The organism is Leisingera sp. ANG-DT (assembly GCF_000813785.1).
GTDB lineage: Bacteria > Pseudomonadota > Alphaproteobacteria > Rhodobacterales > Rhodobacteraceae > Leisingera.
This window is the reverse complement of sequence record NZ_JWLE01000001.1, coordinates 551,838-569,666: the sequence shown is the minus strand read 5'-3', so window position 1 is coordinate 569,666 and position 17,829 is coordinate 551,838. Positions and strand designations below refer to the sequence as shown.

At 61.2% G+C, this 17,829-nt stretch carries 19 protein-coding genes and 1 tRNA gene; 12 read left to right on the top strand and 8 right to left on the bottom strand.

Annotated elements, in window-relative coordinates:
- Positions 1–343 precede the first annotated feature (343 nt).
- The 4 genes from ypfJ (at position 344) to RA21_RS02755 (ending at position 4,192) form a co-directional block, all read left to right on the top strand.
- Positions 344–1,189: a KPN_02809 family neutral zinc metallopeptidase gene (gene ypfJ, locus RA21_RS02770; protein WP_039145965.1), complete on the top strand. Its 846-nt coding sequence runs from the start codon at positions 344–346 to the stop codon at positions 1,187–1,189.
- A 139-nt stretch (positions 1,190–1,328) separates the two neighbouring features.
- Positions 1,329–2,435, top strand: coding sequence for an S-methyl-5-thioribose-1-phosphate isomerase (gene mtnA / locus RA21_RS02765; RefSeq protein WP_039145963.1), 1,107 nt, complete (start codon positions 1,329–1,331; stop codon positions 2,433–2,435).
- A gap of 16 nt (positions 2,436–2,451) precedes the next feature.
- Entirely contained in the window at positions 2,452–3,117 is a 666-nt protein-coding gene (locus RA21_RS02760; protein WP_019297830.1) for a class II aldolase/adducin family protein, read from the top strand.
- A 28-nt stretch (positions 3,118–3,145) separates the two neighbouring features.
- On the top strand, positions 3,146–4,192 hold the full coding sequence (locus RA21_RS02755; RefSeq protein ID WP_039145962.1) for a dipeptidase: 1,047 nt from the start codon (positions 3,146–3,148) through the stop codon (positions 4,190–4,192).
- 139 nt (positions 4,193–4,331) lie between these two features.
- Here RA21_RS02755 and RA21_RS02750 read toward each other — a convergent pair.
- A tRNA-Leu gene (locus tag RA21_RS02750) sits at positions 4,332–4,417 on the bottom strand.
- A 163-nt stretch (positions 4,418–4,580) separates the two neighbouring features.
- On the opposite strand from RA21_RS02750, the gene RA21_RS02745 reads away from it, so the two are divergent.
- On the top strand, positions 4,581–5,159 hold the full coding sequence (locus RA21_RS02745) for a YqaA family protein (protein WP_039145960.1): 579 nt from the start codon (positions 4,581–4,583) through the stop codon (positions 5,157–5,159).
- Positions 5,160–5,161: 2 nt separating this feature from the next.
- Positions 5,162–5,629 (top strand): disulfide bond formation protein B, encoded by a 468-nt coding sequence (locus RA21_RS02740; RefSeq protein WP_019297833.1) that lies wholly within the window; start codon positions 5,162–5,164, stop codon positions 5,627–5,629.
- 60 nt (positions 5,630–5,689) lie between these two features.
- Here the strand turns inward: RA21_RS02740 and RA21_RS02735 are convergent, their stop codons facing one another.
- Positions 5,690–6,115 (bottom strand): Lrp/AsnC family transcriptional regulator, encoded by a 426-nt coding sequence (locus tag RA21_RS02735; RefSeq protein WP_019297834.1) that lies wholly within the window; start codon positions 6,113–6,115, stop codon positions 5,690–5,692.
- 112 nt (positions 6,116–6,227) lie between these two features.
- Here RA21_RS02735 and rocF point away from each other — a divergent pair, with 112 nt between their 5' ends.
- The 3 genes from rocF to RA21_RS02720 are packed head-to-tail and all read left to right on the top strand — an operon-like array spanning position 6,228 to position 9,123.
- Positions 6,228–7,154 (top strand): arginase, encoded by a 927-nt coding sequence (gene rocF, locus RA21_RS02730; RefSeq protein WP_019297835.1) that lies wholly within the window; start codon positions 6,228–6,230, stop codon positions 7,152–7,154.
- Positions 7,151–8,080, top strand: coding sequence for a citrulline utilization hydrolase CtlX (ctlX, locus tag RA21_RS02725; protein ID WP_039145957.1), 930 nt, complete (start codon positions 7,151–7,153; stop codon positions 8,078–8,080). The genes rocF and ctlX overlap by 4 nt, the downstream gene beginning before the upstream one ends.
- A complete protein-coding gene (locus tag RA21_RS02720) occupies positions 8,077–9,123 on the top strand; it encodes an ornithine cyclodeaminase (protein WP_039145956.1) in 1,047 nt (348 codons plus the stop codon). The genes ctlX and RA21_RS02720 overlap by 4 nt, the downstream gene beginning before the upstream one ends.
- 191 nt (positions 9,124–9,314) lie before the next feature.
- On the opposite strand, the gene RA21_RS02715 is transcribed toward RA21_RS02720, so the two are convergent.
- The gene (locus tag RA21_RS02715) at positions 9,315–9,899 is read right to left on the bottom strand and encodes an HNH endonuclease (RefSeq protein WP_019297838.1); all 585 of its coding nucleotides are present in this window, start codon (positions 9,897–9,899) and stop codon (positions 9,315–9,317) included.
- A 230-nt stretch (positions 9,900–10,129) separates the two neighbouring features.
- Between RA21_RS02715 and RA21_RS02710 the strand changes: the two genes are divergently transcribed.
- A complete protein-coding gene (locus RA21_RS02710) occupies positions 10,130–10,783 on the top strand; it encodes a pseudouridine synthase (protein WP_039145955.1) in 654 nt (217 codons plus the stop codon).
- Positions 10,784–10,795: 12 nt separating this feature from the next.
- A complete protein-coding gene (locus RA21_RS02705) occupies positions 10,796–11,218 on the top strand; it encodes a VOC family protein (protein WP_019297840.1) in 423 nt (140 codons plus the stop codon).
- 38 nt (positions 11,219–11,256) lie between these two features.
- On the opposite strand, the gene RA21_RS02700 is transcribed toward RA21_RS02705, so the two are convergent.
- Positions 11,257–11,922: an alpha/beta hydrolase gene (locus tag RA21_RS02700; protein WP_039145954.1), complete on the bottom strand. Its 666-nt coding sequence runs from the start codon at positions 11,920–11,922 to the stop codon at positions 11,257–11,259.
- Entirely contained in the window at positions 11,919–12,665 is a 747-nt protein-coding gene (locus tag RA21_RS02695; RefSeq protein WP_241483463.1) for a DNA-3-methyladenine glycosylase family protein, read from the bottom strand. The genes RA21_RS02700 and RA21_RS02695 overlap by 4 nt, the downstream gene beginning before the upstream one ends.
- Between RA21_RS02695 and RA21_RS02690 the strand changes: the two genes are divergently transcribed.
- Complete coding sequence (locus tag RA21_RS02690; RefSeq protein WP_039145953.1) at positions 12,666–13,883, top strand: MFS transporter; 1,218 nt, start codon at positions 12,666–12,668, stop codon at positions 13,881–13,883.
- A 70-nt stretch (positions 13,884–13,953) separates the two neighbouring features.
- On the opposite strand, the gene RA21_RS02685 is transcribed toward RA21_RS02690, so the two are convergent.
- Genes RA21_RS02685 through cysS form a run of 3 tightly spaced genes read right to left on the bottom strand, consistent with a single transcriptional unit; the run spans position 13,954 to position 17,736 of the window.
- Positions 13,954–14,730 carry a squalene/phytoene synthase family protein gene (locus RA21_RS02685; RefSeq protein ID WP_039145952.1) on the bottom strand — a complete coding sequence of 259 codons (777 nt, stop codon included), beginning with the start codon at positions 14,728–14,730 and terminating at the stop codon, positions 13,954–13,956.
- Positions 14,720–16,354 carry a citramalate synthase gene (cimA, locus tag RA21_RS02680; protein ID WP_039145950.1) on the bottom strand — a complete coding sequence of 545 codons (1,635 nt, stop codon included), beginning with the start codon at positions 16,352–16,354 and terminating at the stop codon, positions 14,720–14,722. Before cimA ends, RA21_RS02685 begins: the two co-directional genes overlap by 11 nt.
- The gene (gene cysS, locus RA21_RS02675) at positions 16,354–17,736 is read right to left on the bottom strand and encodes a cysteine--tRNA ligase (protein WP_039145949.1); all 1,383 of its coding nucleotides are present in this window, start codon (positions 17,734–17,736) and stop codon (positions 16,354–16,356) included. Before cysS ends, cimA begins: the two co-directional genes overlap by 1 nt.
- Between the last annotated feature and the right edge of the window lie 93 nt (positions 17,737–17,829).

The following is a 17,829-nucleotide window of genomic DNA, read 5'->3' as shown; positions in this document are numbered from 1 at the left end:
GGTCAGGCCCCTGTTCCAGAAACACGTCATTCTTGAGCCTTTCAATTAAACAGAAAATTCAGCGCAGCCGTATTCCCGGTCTGCCGCCCCGTATCCAAATCGTTACCCTATTGAATACCTTCCCAGCGCACATCTGCAAGCTGCACACGCCTCGACCGCAAACTTCCGTCGCTGCCAGCCCGGCACGACCGCCAGTTCCGTGACGGAACTACAGTCTGCCCGAAGGCGTAAAAATATGGCACGGGGTCGGACAGTCACACCCGGTTCACGTCATTTGATTACCCGGGACCGGCCATTACTTTAACTCAGCAAAACCCTCTGGCTTGCAAGCAAGGAGACTGTCATGCGTTGGAGAGGACGGCGGGGAAGCCGGAACATCGAGGACCGGCGGGGCCGCCGGATGACAGGCAGAACCGCGGGCATCGGCGGCGCCGGGCTTCTGCTGGTCGTGGTCGCGGGTGCCTTTTTCGGGGTGGACCTGACGCCGCTGCTGCAAGGCTCCGCACCGCACAGCAGCAGCCCGGCCCCAATCACAGCAGCCGACCAGGAAGCCGCGGAATTCGTCAGCGTTGCCCTCGCCGATACCGAAGAGGTCTGGACCTCCATTTTCGAGCAGCAGCTCGGACGCCGCTACAGCCCGGCAGTTCTTGTGCTGTACAAGGGTCTCACACAATCGCCTTGCGGCGGGGCAAACGGAGCCACCGGCCCGTTCTATTGCCCGCTGGATGAAAAGGTCTATCTCGACACCTCGTTCTTCACCACACTCAGCCAACGGCTGGGCGCACGGGGGGATTTCGCAGCAGCTTATGTCGTTGCCCATGAGGTCGCCCATCATGTCCAGAACGAGCTTGGCATCCTGGGCGAAACGCAGCGCGTGCGGGCCCGCGTGAGCGACGTGGAGTCCAATGCGATTTCTGTCCGCACAGAACTGCAGGCCGATTGCTTTTCCGGGATCTGGGCCCGCTATGCACAGGACGCCCTGGGCACGCTGGAACCCGGCGACATTGAAGAGGCGATGAACGCAGCCAAGCAGATCGGCGATGATACGCTGCAACGCAATGCCGGGCAGGTACCGCAGCCGCATACGTTTTCCCATGGCACCAGCGCACAGAGGCAAGCTTGGTTTGCACGCGGGTTCCAATCCGGTGATGTGAAATCCTGCGATACGTTTTCGGCCGGTTCTTTGTGACACCTTGAGAACGCAGGCCATTGAAATCTCTTGAGGCTGATGTTTCTGTAGCCGCACAGATATCACCGCACCGGCCTTGCATGGCTGGCCGTTTCCGGCCGCTTGCGCAGTGCCACAGCAACCCAAGGGAGACAGCCTTATGAAAGTTGATGGGACGCACTACCGGTCTCTGTGGTGGGATCACGAGAAGGACGCTCTGCAGATCATCGACCAGCGCTGGCTGCCGCATGAATTCCGCATTCAGCCGGTGGAGACTCTGCAGGAATTTGCCGATGCCATTGTTGAAATGCGGGTCCGCGGCGCGCCCCTGATCGGTGCAACTGCCGCCTATGGCATGGCGCTCGCGATGCGGCTGGATCCGTCCGATACAGCGATGGACCAAGCTTGGAGTTTCCTCAACGCAACCCGCCCAACAGCGGTTAACCTGCGCTGGGCGCTGGACCGCTGCCGCGCCCACCTGCGGCCTCTGGCGGAACCGGAACGCGCTGCCGCAGCCCTGCGGCTGGCGCATGAAATTGCCGATGAGGATGTGGAGATCAACCGCCGCATTGGTGTGCACGGGCTGGAACTGATCCGCCAGATCGCTGCGGGTAAGCCTGCGGGCGAACCGGTCCGGTTGCTGACCCACTGCAACGCAGGCTGGCTGGCAACCGTGGATTGGGGAACCGCCACCAGCCCGATGTATCACGCGCATGAGGCCGGCATTCCTGTTCATGTCTGGGTCGACGAAACCCGCCCGCGCAACCAGGGCGCCTTGACCGCATGGGAGCTGGGCAGCCACGGCATCAGCCACAGCTACATCAGCGACAACGCGGGCGGCCACCTGATGCAGCATGGCCAGGTTGACCTGGTGATCACCGGCACCGACCGCACCACCCGCCGCGGCGACGTCTGCAACAAGATCGGCACCTATCTGAAGGCGCTGGCCGCCAAGGACAACGGTGTGCCCTTCTACGTCGCCCTGCCCTCGCCGACTATCGACTGGACCGTTTCCAACGGTGTTGCCGAAATCCCGATTGAGGAACGCAGCGCGCGTGAGGTCACCCATGTTCAGGGCAAAACCGAAGACGGCGCAATCGGCGTTGTCCAGGTGACGCCTGACGGCACCCCCGGCGGCAACCCGGCATTTGACGTGACACCGAACCGTCTGGTGACCGGCCTGATCACCGAGCGCGGCATCTGCGCCGCATCCGAGGAAGGCCTGGCCGGCCTGTTCCCGGAGATGGCCGCGGCGAAATCCGCCTGATGCCGGACGCCGCGCCGTGAAGCCGCCGTATCACGACTCCACCGAACTCAGGCAGGCGGTGATTGACGCCTGCCTGGAAATGAACGCCGCGGGCATCAATCAGGGCACTTCCGGCAATATCTCAGTGCGGGTGGAAGATCAGATGCTGATCACACCGTCCGGCGTTCCATATGAGACTCTGCTGCCGGATGACCTTGTGCTGATGCCACTGGACTGCAGTCGCGCACCGAAGGGGCCATTGCAGCCCTCAACTGAATGGCCCTTTCATCAGGCGATCCTTCAGGCAAAACCCGGCGTGAACGCCGTGGTCCACGCTCATCCCATCTATTGCAGTGCGCTGGCGATGAACCGCCAATCAATCCCGGCCTGCCACTACATGGTCGCGGCCTTTGGCGGCAGGGATGTTCCGGTCGCCGGTTACGCCCTGTTCGGAAGCGTGCAACTGTCCGAAAATATTCTACGCGCGCTGCAGCAACGCAGTGCCTGCCTTATGGCCAACCATGGCGCGGTTGCCACCGGCGACAGCCTGCCCCGGGCACTATGGCGCATGGTGGAATTGGAAGCACTGGCAAAGAGTTACGCAGTCAGCCTCACTATAGGTAAACCGCACATCCTGAGTGACGCTGAAATGGCAGAAGCCATTGCAGCTTTTGCTGACTACGGGCTGAAAGATAGCCGTTGATCTTGCGCACTCGCAAATAGGAGCTGAAATGAACTACCCGCTGATCTTTGACGGGCACAACGACCTTCTGCTGCAGATCCAGTCCGGGAATGTTGCCAGCGGCGAGCGCGGCTTTATGGGCTCTGGCGGCAATCATATCGACTTGTCAAAGGCGCAGTCTGGCGGATTTGCAGGCGGGTTCTTCGCGATCTTTGTCCCGGACGCAGGCAGCGCTTCCTTCATGGATGAAATGATGGCGGTCAGCTATGATCTGCCCTTGCCGCCGCCCCTGGATTGGGCCCGTTCGGCTCAGATCGCATTGGCCCAGGCAGCAATCCTGATACAGCTTGAGAAACACGGCGCGCTCAGGATCTGCCGCACCGCGGATGACATCCGCGGCGCCATGCGGGACGGCATCATGGCCGCCGTAATGCATATGGAAGGCGCCGAGGCAATTGACCCGGATTTCCACATGCTGGAGGTTTTGCACGCCGCTGGCCTTCGCTCGCTCGGTCCGGTCTGGAGCCGGCCTACAATCTATGGACACGGTGTTCCGTTCCGCTTTCCCTCCAGCCCGGATACCGGTCCCGGCTTGACAGCAGATGGCATGCGGCTGGTAAAAAAATGCAATGAACTTAAAATCCTGATCGACCTATCTCATCTGAACGAAGCCGGATTCTGGGATGTTGCCCGCCACAGCGGCCACCCCCTGGTCGCCACCCATTCCAATGCCCACGCCCTATGCCCGCACAGCCGCAACCTGACCGACCGGCAACTGCACGCGATCCGTGAAAGCGACGGGCTGGTGGGGCTGAACTTCGCGGTCGCCTTCCTGCGCGAAGATGGCCGGATGGACGCCGACACGCCGGTCAGCCGGATGATTGAACACCTCGACTATCTCATTGCCGAGCTTGGCGAAGACAGGGTCGGCTTAGGGTCGGACTTTGACGGCGCAACCGTTCCTGAAGCAATCAGCAATGTCGCGGGACTGCCGCTGCTGCGGGAAGCGATGAAGGCGCACGGCTACGACGACACGCTAATGGCAAAGCTGTGCCACGGAAACTGGTTGCGTGTGTTGGAACGGACTTGGGCGTAACAACGCCAAGGCTAATAGCTGCTGCAAATTTTTTTGTACGGAACAAGAACGAATTGAGTTTGCGCGCATCACCTCTAGGAGAGGTCGACCAAAAAACAAAGACCTGCAGCAAGAACGCACTGCAGGCCTTTGTTTTTATTGGTACCCAAGGCCGGACTCGAACCGGCACGCTGTCACCAGCGGGGGATTTTGAATCCCCTGCGTCTACCATTCCGCCACTTGGGCCACGCCCTTTTCCTAGCCAAGCTATCGGCCAAGGTCCAGAGGCAAAACGGTACTCCGCCGCTGAAAATCCTTCGCACTGCAAAATCAGCCGGCGCGCAGCTTGACGGAGCGACGCACGCATGCCACCTCCCTTGGCAAACGCTGATGAGGACGCAGGGCCAAAATGCTGAAACCGCTTTACGACCGGACGATGGCCCTGGCCGATCATCCCAAGGCGCTATGGTGCCTGGCCGTTGTCGCATTTGTCGAAAGCTCGGTTTTCCCAATCCCGCCGGACGTCCTGATGATCCCGATGATCCTGGCCCGCCCCTCACGCGCATGGCTGGTCGCACTGGTGGCTCTGATCGCCTCGGTGGCCGGCGGCGTTCTGGGGTACGCTATTGGCGCCTTCTTTTATGAAGGCATCGGCCAGCCGGTCTTGGAAGCCATGGGCAAGGGAGATGCCATGGCGGAGTTTAACACCCGCTTCAACGACTTTGGCTTTTGGGCCGTGCTGGGCGCAGGTGTCACACCGTTCCCCTACAAGGTGATCACCATCATGTCGGGCTGGACCGGGATGCCGCTTGGCACTTTCATTGCCACCTCTATCTTTGCACGCGCATTGCGTTTTTTCATCGTAGCGGGTCTTCTTTGGCAATTTGGCGCCCCGGTCCGCGATTTCATTGAACGCCGCTTGGGACTGGTGTTCACCGCATTCATGGTGATCCTGTTCGGCGGTTTCCTGATGGTGAGGTTCATCTGAACATGCACAGGTTTCTGATCGTTTTGGCCGCCGCCGGGTCCGCTGCACTTTTGCTGGGGGCGCTTGGGTTCCAGTACATTGGCGAAATGGCCCCCTGCAAACTCTGCTATTGGCAACGCTACCCCCATGCCGCTGCGGCTGGCATCGGCGTCCTTGCGCTGATCATCCCCGGCGCGCTGCTGCCGTATCTGGGTGCGCTGGCGGCGCTGGCGACCGCCGGAGTCGGCGCCTATCACACCGGGGTCGAGCGCGGCTGGTGGGAAGGCCCCTCCACCTGCACGTCCGGACCTATTGGCGGGCTGTCTCCGGATCAGCTGATGGAGCAGATCATGGCCGCGCCGCTGGTGCGCTGCGACGAGGTTCCCTGGGAAATGCTGTCGCTCTCCATGGCAAGCTGGAACGCCATCGCATCCTTCGGTCTCGCACTGTTGTGGATTGCCGCGGCCAACCACATCCGCAAACAGCGTTAACGGTTCAGTAAGCTGCAATGCGGCCGCCAACATGCTGGCCGCATTGTAAAGACAGCGGCCTCAGGTATCTTTCTTGGTCGCCAGCAGCAGATTGGTTTCGCTGCTCACGACCCCTTCAAATGTCCGGATTTTGGCCAGGGCGGCATCCAGCGTTTCCAGCGTTTCCGTACCAAGTTCAATAATCAGATCCCAGCGCCCGTTGGTGGTATGAATAGCCCGCACTTCCGGCAGCCCCTGCAGCTGCCTAGTGATCCGGCTGGTGCCGCGGCCTTCGATCCCGATCATCATCAGCCCCCGCACCGGATCGCGCAGGACATCCTCTTTCAGAACGACAGTAAACCCCAGGATATCCCCCCGCGCCTGCAGACGTTCAATCCTTGCCCGAACGGTGGTCCGCGACAGGTTCAGCTCCAGCGCCAGATCCGAAAGCGACGCCCTGGCGTTGTGCCGCAAGGCTGACACCAGCCGCTCATCCGTTTTGTCCATACCTCACCCCGTTTTGATCAATTGCCCCTCATCATGGGCAAATTGAGAGCTGGATTCCATCACGTTTCGGAAGTTTCTAGTATTAAATCTGAATTTTTGGGAGAGCAAAACAGTGACATCGCAACACTGCATCCTGATTGGCGCGCCGGTAGACAGCGGAAAACGCAGAGCCGGTTGCCTGATGGGCCCCGACGCCTACCGCACCGCGGGCATCACCGAAGCCCTGCAAAGCCTGGGCCACACCGTCGAAGACCTTGGCAACCTGTCTCCGGACACTCACGCCAAGGACACGAACGATGGGGTGGTCTATGCCCGCAACGAAACCATTGGCTGGACCTCCCGCCTGGCGCAGGCCGCCGAAGACGCCTTAGAGTGCGGCATGCCGGTCTTCCTCGGCGGCGACCACTCGCTGTCGCTTGGATCGGTTGCCGGGGCCGCAAACCATGCCGCCAAGGCAGGCCGGCCGCTGTTTGTCCTGTGGCTTGACGCGCACACCGATTTTCACACCCCGCAGACAACAGACAGCGGCAACCTGCACGGCACTCCAGTCGGATACTTCACTGGCCGCAATGGCTTCGATGGCTTTCCTGAAGTGACCAACCCGGTGCCGCAGGAAAACGTCTGCATGATCGGCCTGCGCTCTGTCGACACGCAGGAGCGGCTGGCGCTGGAAGGCAGCAGCATCCTCACCCATGACATGCGCCATATTGACGAAAACGGTATTGCCGGGCCGCTGAACCGTTTCCTGGAGCGGGTGGCAGAGGCCAATGGTATGCTGCATGTCTCGCTGGACGTTGATTTCCTGGACCCCTCGGTGGCCCCTGCGGTCGGCACCACCGTACCCGGCGGTGCCACCGTGCGCGAGGCGCATCTGGTCTGCGAAATCCTGCATGATTCCGGCCTGATGACTTCGCTGGACCTCGTGGAACTGAACCCCTTCCTGGACGAGCGCGGCCGTACCGCGCATCTGATGGTGGACCTCTGCGCCTCAGCACTCGGCCGCCGCGTCTTTGACCGCCCGACACGGAGCTACCAGTGAGCAGCCTGCAAGCCCCCTCTGCTGTGGTGATGATCCGGCCCCACCACTTCTGCTCGAATCCGGAAACAAAGGGCGATAACGCCTTTCAAACGCTGGCAAACACCTCGGCTGAAGCAACCTCTGCCCAGGCGCTGGCTGAGTTTGACGGCGCCGTGAAAACCCTGCGTGGCGCCGGTGTCACGGTGCATGTGTTCGACGACACCACCACCGAAACGCCAGACAGCGTGTTTCCGAACAACTGGTTCTCCACCCATGCCGGCGGCCACGTTGCGGTTTACCCGATGTATGCCGAAAACCGCCGCAAGGAACGCCGATGGGATGTGATCGAACATCTGAAGCGCGATTACCGCGTGCAAGACGTGATTGACTATTCCGGCCTGGAACAGGACGGGCTGTCGCTGGAGGGCACCGGCGCAATGGTGCTCGACCATATCGGGCGGATTGCCTACACAGTGAAATCCAACCGCGCCGATCCGGTGCTGCTGGAACGGTTCTGCACCCATTTCAACTTTGAACCCATGGTGTTCGAAGCCAAAGATGATGCAGGCCGCGACGTCTATCACACCAATGTTCTGATGGGCATCGGCACCGAATACGCGCTGATCTGCCTGGACATGATCACCGATCCGGCCCGCCGCGCCGAGCTTGCCGCTCGGCTGGAGGAAACCGGGCGCCGGGTCATTGACCTGACGCCAGCGCAGATCTCCAGTTTTGCAGGCAATGCTTTGGAGCTGACAGGCCGCGGACGCCTTTTGGCCCTGTCCGCTACTGCATTGCAAGCGCTGCGCCCGGACCAGACCGCCATCATTGAACAGAGCGCTGAACTGCTTCCGCTCACCATTCCCACTATCGAAACCGCCGGCGGGTCGGTGCGCTGCATGCTGGCAGGCATCCACCTCAGCCCCCGTGAAAGGAAAACCGCATGACACAGCCTTCGGATAAGGCCCTGGTGCCTTTTGTCAGCGTCGACAACATGATGCGCCTCGTTCATCACGTTGGCATCGAACAGATGCTGCGCGATCTTGCTGACTATGTGGAAGATGACTTCAAGCGCTGGGAACTGTTCGACAAGACCCCCCGCGTCGCCAGCCATTCCGACGTTGGTGTGATCGAGCTGATGCCAACCTCGGATGGTGAGGCCTACGGCTTCAAATATGTGAACGGCCACCCCAAGAACACTTCCGAAGGGCTGCAGACCGTCACCGCCTTCGGCCTGCTGGCGGATGTCTACACTGGCTACCCGGTGCTGCTGACCGAGATGACCATGCTGACCGCGCTGCGTACTGCTGCAACATCAGCAATGGCTGCCAAGTATCTGGCCCCCAAGGGCGCAACCACCATGGCGATGATCGGCAATGGTGCGCAGTCTGAATTCCAGACCCTGGCGATGAAGGCGATTATCGGCCTCAAGTCCGTGCGGCTTTATGACAAGGACGCCGCGGCGACCGAGAAATGCGCCCGCAACCTGCAGGGCCTGGGGATTGAGGTCGTCAGCTGCAAGACACCGGAAGAAGCCATTGAAGGCGCGCAGATTCTCACCACCTGCACTGCCGACAAACAGTATGCCACTATCCTGACCGACAACATGGTTGGCAGCGGTGTGCATATCAACGCCATCGGCGGCGACTGCCCCGGCAAGACTGAACTGGCCGCGGGCATTCTCAGCCGCTCAGACGTCTTTGTCGAATACCCGCCGCAAACCAGGATCGAAGGCGAGATCCAGCAGATGCCGGAAGATTTTGCCGTGACCGAACTATGGGAAGTCATTGCAGGCAAGAAACAGGGCCGTACCGGCGACCGCCAGATCACCCTGTTCGACAGCGTCGGCTTCGCGATCGAGGATTTCTCGGCGCTGCGCTACATTCGCGACCGCATCAAGGGCACCGATTACTTCATCGACCTGGACATGCTGGCGGATCCGGATGACCCGCGCGATCTGTTCGGTATGCTTCAGCGCGCCAAAAACTGAAACCAGACAAACAGAATGCAAGGCGGTCCGTTGAAATGAGGCCGCCAGCACCTTCGGCCTTTTCACCTGCCCTTATTAACTGGGCTTGCACGCAGCATTCCTGGGGATCGGAACCGCTGCTCTCCCTCAGCGGGACGCCCTTTGCAGGTGGGAAGGCCGAAACTCTCCCGAAAGGCGCAATTCCAACGTTCTCAGGCGTCCAGCTCGGTATCCCAGTACAGGAAGTCCATCCAGCTTTCGTGCAGATGGTTTGGCGGGAATTTCCGGCCCGTATTCCGCAACTCTTCTGCCCCCGGCCGCCGCGGCGGCTTGCGCAGCGACATGCCCGCCCGGTGCAGCGACTTCGATCCTTTTTTAAGGTTGCAGGGACTGCAGGCCGCAACCACGTTTTCCCAGCTGGTCACACCGCCTGCCGCACGCGGCACCACATGGTCAAACGTCAGCTCGCCCTTGCTGCCGCAGTACTGGCAGCAGAATTCGTCACGTAAAAACAAATTAAAGCGCGTGAAGGCCACGCGCTTTTGAGGTTTTACATAATCTTTCAACACCACCACAGACGGTATTCGGATCTCGGTGCTCGGACTGTGCACCACCTCGTCATACTCGGCCACAATGGCCACCCGGTCCAGCCAGGCTGCTTTCACCGCATCCTGCCAAGACCAAAGAGATAAAGGGTAATATGAAAGCGGCCGGTAATCCGCATTCAACACCAGCGCGGGGTGCTGCTTCAGCGCCCCTGGAGATCTGACAAACTCTGCCCTGAAATCGCCATCCATTTTTGAACGTCTTCCTCGCCCTGATCTTCCGTTTCCCGGAACCAGAGCGGGGAACCCGCCCCAGCCTGACTTTGACTATATATCGTGGTTGGCACCTGACAAGCCCCAATGACCCACAATATGTCGCGAGCAAGCTGCGCTGATTCCATGACGAGCGCGTGACAGTTATCCACAGGCTGGAACCGGGACAGCCTCTTGCCCTGCAGCCGCTGGACGCCTATTGCCCAGCCATGACCCGTCTGATCCGTTTCAACAAACCGTTTGACGTGCTGCCGCAGTTCACCGACCGCGGCAGTTTGGACAGCCCGCGAGCGACCCTTAGCCAGTATATCGATTGCCCCGGCGTCTATGCCGCCGGCCGTCTAGACCGCGACAGCGAAGGGCTGATGCTGCTGACGGACAATGGCCGCCTGCAATCTTGGATCACCGATCCCAAGCACAAGATGGACAAGACCTATTGGGTGCAGGTGGAGGGAATTCCCAGCGCCGAGGCGCTTGAACTGCTAGCAAATGGAGTTGAACTGAAGGACGGAAAAACCCGGCCTGCCAAGGTGCAGGTGATTCAGGAGCCGCCCGGCCTCTGGGCCCGCACGCCGCCTGTCCGGGTGCGCAAGACGGTTCCCGACAGCTGGATCGCGCTGACCATCCGCGAAGGCCGCAACCGCCAGGTGCGGCGGATGACGGCGGCAGCCGGGCACCCGACCCTTCGGCTGATCCGCTACAGCATCGGCGCCTGGACGCTGGACGGGCTGGCACCGGGCGCCTGGGAGGATCTGGAGCCGCCCCGCGTGCCCGGACCGCCCAAACCTTCCCAGAAGCCGCCGCGCAGGCCAAAAGCCGCATCACCACGCCCGGCAAATGGTGACAGGCCCCGCCGCCGCTGATAGCCTGCGGGCATGCTTCCCCAAGCCCCTGCCCCGCAAGCCATTCTCGAAGCCGCGCTCTACGTGGATGACCTGGACGCTGCAGAGGATTTCTATGGGCGCATTCTAGGCTTGCAGCGCATTCAGAAAGCGGCAGGCCGCCATGTTTTCTTCCGATGCGGGAGTTCCGTCCTGCTGCTGTTCATTGCGGCGGAAACAGCGAAGCCTCCAGGCAATCCGCGCTTGCCGGTCCCTCCGCACGGTGCACAGGGTCCGGGGCACGTTTGTTTCGCCCAATCCCGCAGCGAGCTGCTGGAGATGCGCGACCGGCTGCACGCTGCCGGTGTCGACATTGAGGCGGAGTTTGATTGGCCGCATGGGCCCCGGTCCATTTACTTCCGGGATCCAGCTGGAAATTCAGTCGAGATTTCCGAGCCGCATTTGTGGTCGTATTAAACCGCGGCCAGACCGAAAATCCATTCAGCTGCAACCTGTTACAGGCTCAACTTGTCGCGCATGAAGGCCAAGGCGACACTCAACCCGTCCGGCGCGATGCCGTGGGCAGTGCCCTTTTGGATATGTGCAAACACATCCTGGAAACCGGCTTCCTGCAGCGCTTCGGCGGCCTCCGGCAGTGACTGCACCGGCACCACGTCGTCCTGATCGCCATGCACCAGCAGGACCGGCATCTTGGACACCGCCTCATCCTTCAGCAATTCAGGCGCCAGCAGACGGCCGGAGAAGGCCACGATTCCGGCAACCGCATCTTCGCGCCGCGGCGCCACATGCAGGCTCATCATCGTCCCTTGGCTGAAGCCAAACAGAACCACCTGCTCTGGCAGCACGTCCTCGTCGACCATCAGCGCATCCAAAAAGGCGTTCAGATCCTCGACCGCAGCCTGCATTCCGCGCATGCTTTCTTCTTCGGACGAACCGTCAATCCACGGGATCGGGAACCATTGAAAACCAAACGGCGCACCGGCGCAGGCCTCGGGCGCGTCGGGTGCGACAAACAGCGTATCCGGCAGATGTTCGCCCAGCGGATCGGCCAGCCCCAGCAGGTCCGCGCCATTGGCGCCATAGCCATGCAGGAACACCACAACAGAGCGGGTGTCGCCGGAGAGCGGCTCCTTGCGGCCGGCATTCAGTACACGAGTCATCGGATTCCTTCCCTGTCCTTCGCCACCCGGTAATAGGCCCACAGAATGCGCGCCGCAACCGAACGCCACGGCGACCAGGCCTCCGCAATTTGCCGCATCTCCCGTTCCTTGGGGCGTGCAGGCAAGTCAAACAACACCCGTGCAGCTTCTTGCAATGCCAGATCGCCATGGGCAAACACATCCGCACGGCCCAGCGAAAACATCGCATAAATCTCTGCAGTCCAGACACCGATGCCCGGCACCTGAACCAGCGTGGCAATCACTTCAGCATCAGGAGCACTGCGCAGCGCGTTGAAATCAATGCGCGCTTCAGCCAGCGCCCGGGCATAGCGGATCTTTTGTCGGCTGAGGCCGGCTGCGCGCAGGTCCTCGTCGCTCGCCCACAGAATCTTGCGCGGCCCTGTCAGCTTGGCGTCTTTCATCCGCTTCCAGATTGCATTCGCCGAAGCGACGCTTACCTGCTGGCTGACAATTGCACTCAGCAACTCGGCGAACCCTTCGGGCTTGCGCCGCAAGGGAAGCGGACCGGTCAGTTCCAGCGCCTCGGCGAACCGGCTGTCACGCGCTGCCAGCCATTCAGCACCCTCAGTAACGCAATCGCCGCATTGAATGATCCGGCCCGCACCCGGCAGAAACTTTGGCAGATCTGACGCCACGTCACCCCCTTTGGCCGCGGCAAATGGGCCGCCTTCCAGCGTGGCAAGCGCCTTGCCCCGCACCCGGTTCACCGCTACGCATCCCATATGAGCATGACCATGACCACCCCCAGCGACGCGGTCGCCAAGAAAAACGTTGCCATCCTGGTTCTGGCCCAGGCGATCCTCGGCGCGCAGATGCCGATGATCTTTATCATTGGCGGCCTTGCGGGCCAATCGCTGGCGTCCAACCCCTGCTTTGCGACGCTGCCGATCTCGCTGATCGTGGGCGGCTCGATGCTGGCGGCCACGCCGATCTCAGCGATCATGCAGCGCTGGGGCCGCCGCGCCGGTTTCTTCACCGGCGCTGCTTTTGGCGCGCTGGGCGGCCTGGTTGGCGCTTACGGTCTGTATCTCGGCTCCTTTCCGGTCTTCCTGCTCGGCAGCCTGATGACCGGCGTCTACATGAGCGCGCATGGCTTCTACCGGTTCGCGGCGGCTGACACCGCTTCAGAAGCGTTCCGCCCCAAGGCAATTTCCTACGTGATGGCTGGAGGCCTTGCAGCTGCCCTGATCGGCCCACAACTGGTCAAGCTGACCAGCCAAGCCTTTGTAATTCCTTTTCTTGGAACCTACCTGACGGTTATTGCCGTCAACGTGTTCGGCGCCGCGCTGTTCCTGCTTCTGGATATTCCCAAACCACCAGCACCCAGCCATGACAGCCCCAAGGGGCGCAGCCGTCTTGAACTGCTAAAGACGCCGGTTATCGCCGTCTCGGTCATCTGCGCAATGGTTTCCTACGCATTGATGAACCTTGTTATGACATCGACCCCGTTGGCCGTGGTAGGATGCGGTTTCACTCAGGGCAATGCCTCCGATGTGGTGATGTTCCACGTTCTGGCGATGTATGTGCCGTCCTTCTTTACCGGCCATCTGATTGCCCGTTTCGGCGTGGAAAAGATCGTTGCCGCGGGCCTGATTATTCTCGCCGGTGCTGGCGCAGTTGCACTGCAAGGCGTTGAACTGGAAAACTTCTTTATCGCGCTTGTGCTGCTTGGTCTCGGCTGGAACTTCGGGTTCATTGGCGCAACCACCATGCTGGCCGGCGCCCATGACAGCCATGAGAAAGGCCGGATGCAGGGATTGAATGACCTGCTTGTCTTTGGCGGTGTCACCATGGCGTCGCTGGCCTCGGGCGGGTTGATGAACTGCTCTGGTGGCAATCCAGTGGACGGCTGGAACGCGGTCAACATGGCCATGGCACCCTTCCTGGTGCTGGCAGGTGGAGCACTGATGTGGCTGGTGATGCGGCCCAAGGAAGCCTGACCGTTTCCGCTTGAAAGCCAGAGTAATAAAGGCGCCCAGACGGGCGCCTTTATTATTTCACCTGAGTTCTTTACCAGCGCCCGGTGACTGCCCGGAGCATCAGCCCCGACCGGCGCCGGAACTCGCTTTGGCCAAGGGCGCCCTGCGCAACCCTCTCTGGTTCACGGACGGTCTGCTTCAGAACCGCCTCAGCCTGCCATCCCGCCAGCAGAGCAGCTCCGGAAGCTTTTGAAACATTAGCTCTTCGCTCTCGCGCTTTACTCATCTTTTCCAGCCCCTTACGAGCCAAAGCTTGCACGCCTTCCAAGGTTCCGTCCAGCAACGGAATCCGTTTCTGCGCTTCCAGCTCAGGGATTGCCCGCAGCCAATTTGCGACACCTGCACCATAGCCGAAATCCCTGACCACAGCCTCATCCGCCTGCCCCAGTGAAGCCGCAGCCATCCACATCAGCGATCCGCTGGTCCGGTCGATATAGCAGTCGAACTCAGCCTGATCCTCAAAGGGATCCTTGTAGATGTCCCAACGCCGCGCCTCGGCCATACCGTCGATACAGGCCGCCAGTTCCGGCTTCAGCAGCTTGGAGAGCGGCGTCGCAACATAGTGGCGGCGGACCGGCTTGCCCTCTGCGATCTCCGCCCCCACATCGCGCCACCATTGCACCCGCATCTCGGCAATCATGCTTTCCTGGCTGGCCCAGGGCGCCCGCGCCAGCTCAATATTGAAGGCATACAGCGCAAACAGCAGCGGCCGCGCCTGGACCGGCGCCGCCATGGTCGACAGAAACCGGTCCGGGTCGCTCTTCTGAACCAGCTCCGCGCAGGCCGTCAGGTCGGCGTCAAACTGCATCCGCCTGCCCGGCCCCGCTGTCATGGATCAGCTTCCAGCGGATGGCGTCCAGCAGCGCCTCGAACGACGCATCGATTATGTTTGCGCTGACCCCGACGGTGGACCAGCGATGGCCCTGGCTGTCCTCGCTGTCGATAATGACCCGGGTGACCGCCTCGGTGCCGCCTTGTGTGATCCGCACCTTGAAGTCCACCAGCCGCATGTCCTCCAGCTGCGCAGAATAGCGCCCCAGGTCCTTGCTCAACGCCCGTGCCAGCGCGTTCACCGGGCCACGGTCGCTGCCGGTCTCATCCAGCGACTCGCTGACCGACAGGCGCTTTTCGCCATCGACCTTCACCACAACCACCGCCTCTGACAGGCTGACCATGCGGTTATACTTGTTCTTGCGCCGCTCGACCGTAACCTTGTAGCGCTTCACCTCGAAAAAGTCCGGCAGCTGCCCCAGTTCCTTGCGCGCCAACAGCTCAAATGAGGCCTGCGCGGTATCATAGGAATAGCCTTCCGCCTCCCGCTCCTTGATCCGTTCCAGGATCCGCGCCAGCGCCGGGTTGCCGTTCTCAACGCTCAGCCCCGCATCGGTCAGCCGCTTACGCAGGTTCGACTGCCCGGCCTGGTTCGACATCGGGATCACCCGCGCGTTGCCAACCATGCCCGGCTCGATGTGTTCGTAAGTCGACGGGTCCTTCAGGATCGCACTGGCATGCAACCCAGCCTTATGGGCAAAGGCTGAAGCGCCCACATAGGCCGCCTGACGCACCGGAACCCGGTTCAGGATATCGTCCAGCATCCGGCTGATCCGGGTCAGCCCTGCCAGGGCATCCGAGCTCACACCGGTAGCGAAGGTGCTGGCGTAGGGTTCTTTCAGCAGCAGCGTCGGGATCAGCGCGGTCAGATTGGCGTTGCCGCAGCGCTCCCCCAAACCATTCAGCGTGCCCTGGATCTGCCGCGCCCCGGCATCAACCGCCGCGAGGGAGCACGCTACGGCATTTTCTGTGTCGTTATGGGTATGTATGCCCAGTTTCTCACCCGGAACTCCGGCCGCCACAACTGCACCGACGATCCGATGAACCTCCGCCGGAAGCGCGCCGCCATTGGTGTCGCAGAGCACAACCCAGCGTGCACCGGCCTCCAGCGCTGCACGGCAAGCCGCCAGTGCGTAGTCCGGGTTGTCCTTGTAGCCATCAAAGAAATGCTCTGCGTCAAACAGCGCCTCGCGCCCCTGTGCCACAATATGGGCCACCGAGGCGCGGATGTTCTCGAGGTTCTCCTCAAGCGTGATCCCCAGCGCATGGGTGACGTGGTAATCGTGGCTCTTGCCGACCAGACAAACCGCCTTGGTGCCTGCGTTCATCACCGCCGCTAGAACATCGTCGTTTTCCGCCGACCGCCCTATCCGCTTGGTCATGCCAAAGGCTGTCATGGTGGCGCGGGTTTGCGGCGCCTCCTCAAAGAACGCACTGTCGGTGGGGTTGGCGCCCGGCCAGCCGCCCTCGATATAGTCGATACCCAAGGTGTCCAGCGCTGTGGCTATTTGCTTCTTTTCTGCAGTGGAAAACTGCACCCCCTGGGTCTGCTGCCCGTCCCGCAGGGTTGTGTCGTAAAGATAGAGGCGTTCTTTGGCCATCAAAGCGCCTCCAGCTTGGCGGGGTCAAAACCGGCACCCGGCACAAGTTCGACACCGGCCTTGCTCATGCGCACTTCCAGGCCAGCCGCGACAAAGGCCGCTTTCAGCTGATCAACTTCCGAGAAATCCTTACTTTCCATAGCCTTCTGCCGCGCATCAAACAGCTGCTCTTCGTAGGCAGACAAGTCAACCGAGGGGGCAGACGCCCAGGCGCCCATCTCTTCCGTCAGCAAACCCAGCATCTGCGCCGACGCCAGAAGCCCGGCAGCATCACCCGCTGCGGCCAGCTTGTGCAGCTCAGCAATAGCGCCTGCGGAATTGAGGTCATCCGCCAGCGCGTCCAGGACCGCGGCAGCAGCGCTGGACGCGGGTTCGATGCCCGCGGTCAGCGCCCGCCATTTGCGCAGCGTCGCCTCGGCCTCCCTGGCCTTTTTGTCAGTCCAGTCCATCGGCTTGCGGTAATGGGTCTGCAGGAACACCAGCCGGATCACCTCACCAGGATACCCTTGATCCAGCAGATCGCGCACGGTGAAGAAGTTGCCCAGAGACTTGGACATCTTCTTGCCTTCGACCTGCAGCATCTCGTTGTGCAGCCAGTAGCGTGCAAAGCTGTCATCGCCATTTGCGCAGCAGCTTTGCGCAATTTCGTTTTCGTGGTGCGGGAACATCAGGTCGTTGCCGCCGCCGTGAATGTCAAATGTCTCGCCCAGCAGCTCATAGGACATCGCCGAGCATTCGATATGCCAGCCCGGCCGCCCGCGCCCCCAAGGGCTGTCCCAGCCCGGCAAGTCGTCGCTGGACGGCTTCCACAGCACAAAATCCATCGGGTTCTTCTTATAGGGCGCAACCTCAACCCGGGCGCCTGCAATCATGTCATCCACCGAACGGCCTGACAGTTTGCCGTAAAGCTCTTTCCAGCTGTCGACAGCAAACAGCACATGGCCCTCAGCGGCATAGGCGTGCCCTTTGGCGATCAGATCCTCGATCATCGCCACCATCTGCGGAATGTACTGGGTCGCACGCGGCATGTGGTTCGGCTCCAGCGCGCCGAGTTCCCCCATGTCGTCCAGGAACCATTGCGTCGTCTCGGCTGTGATGTCGCCAATCGGCCGTCCGCTTTCCGCCGCGCGGGCGTTTATCTTGTCGTCAACGTCGGTGAAGTTCCGGGCGTAAGTCACTTTATCTGCGCCATAAACCTCGCGCAGGAGGCGGTAGAGAACATCAAACACCACCACCGGACGGGCATTGCCCAGATGCGCCCGGTCGTAAACCGTGGGGCCGCAGACATACATCCGCACGTTTTCGGCGTCGATCGGCTCAAAGACCTCTTTCTTGCGGGTCTTCGTGTTCTGCAGCTTGATCACTCTGTCCATGGTTCCCATGCCCGGTTCCTTTCGCATGCCCAGCCATTAGCGGCAGGCACTACCCAATGCGCGCAGCGCGGGCTTAGCAACTTGTCAGGGAAATGAAAACGA

What these genes read in the sequence shown, in the direction of transcription:
- ypfJ (WP_039145965.1), top strand. Translation starts at nt 344, where the DNA reads ATGCGTTGGAGAGGACGGCGGGGAAGCCGGAACATCGAGGACCGGCGG.
- mtnA (WP_039145963.1), top strand. Translation starts at nt 1,329, where the DNA reads ATGAAAGTTGATGGGACGCACTACCGGTCTCTGTGGTGGGATCACGAG.
- RA21_RS02755 (WP_039145962.1), top strand. Translation starts at nt 3,146, where the DNA reads ATGAACTACCCGCTGATCTTTGACGGGCACAACGACCTTCTGCTGCAG.
- RA21_RS02745 (WP_039145960.1), top strand. Translation starts at nt 4,581, where the DNA reads ATGCTGAAACCGCTTTACGACCGGACGATGGCCCTGGCCGATCATCCC.
- RA21_RS02740 (WP_019297833.1), top strand. Translation starts at nt 5,162, where the DNA reads ATGCACAGGTTTCTGATCGTTTTGGCCGCCGCCGGGTCCGCTGCACTT.
- RA21_RS02735 (WP_019297834.1), bottom strand. Translation starts at nt 6,115, where the DNA reads ATGGACAAAACGGATGAGCGGCTGGTGTCAGCCTTGCGGCACAACGCC.
- RA21_RS02720 (WP_039145956.1), top strand. Translation starts at nt 8,077, where the DNA reads ATGACACAGCCTTCGGATAAGGCCCTGGTGCCTTTTGTCAGCGTCGAC.
- RA21_RS02715 (WP_019297838.1), bottom strand. Translation starts at nt 9,899, where the DNA reads ATGGATGGCGATTTCAGGGCAGAGTTTGTCAGATCTCCAGGGGCGCTG.
- RA21_RS02710 (WP_039145955.1), top strand. Translation starts at nt 10,130, where the DNA reads ATGACCCGTCTGATCCGTTTCAACAAACCGTTTGACGTGCTGCCGCAG.
- RA21_RS02705 (WP_019297840.1), top strand. Translation starts at nt 10,796, where the DNA reads ATGCTTCCCCAAGCCCCTGCCCCGCAAGCCATTCTCGAAGCCGCGCTC.
- RA21_RS02700 (WP_039145954.1), bottom strand. Translation starts at nt 11,922, where the DNA reads ATGACTCGTGTACTGAATGCCGGCCGCAAGGAGCCGCTCTCCGGCGAC.
- RA21_RS02695 (WP_241483463.1), bottom strand. Translation starts at nt 12,665, where the DNA reads ATGGGATGCGTAGCGGTGAACCGGGTGCGGGGCAAGGCGCTTGCCACG.
- RA21_RS02690 (WP_039145953.1), top strand. Translation starts at nt 12,666, where the DNA reads ATGAGCATGACCATGACCACCCCCAGCGACGCGGTCGCCAAGAAAAAC.
- RA21_RS02685 (WP_039145952.1), bottom strand. Translation starts at nt 14,730, where the DNA reads ATGCAGTTTGACGCCGACCTGACGGCCTGCGCGGAGCTGGTTCAGAAG.
- cimA (WP_039145950.1), bottom strand. Translation starts at nt 16,354, where the DNA reads ATGGCCAAAGAACGCCTCTATCTTTACGACACAACCCTGCGGGACGGG.
- cysS (WP_039145949.1), bottom strand. Translation starts at nt 17,736, where the DNA reads ATGGGAACCATGGACAGAGTGATCAAGCTGCAGAACACGAAGACCCGC.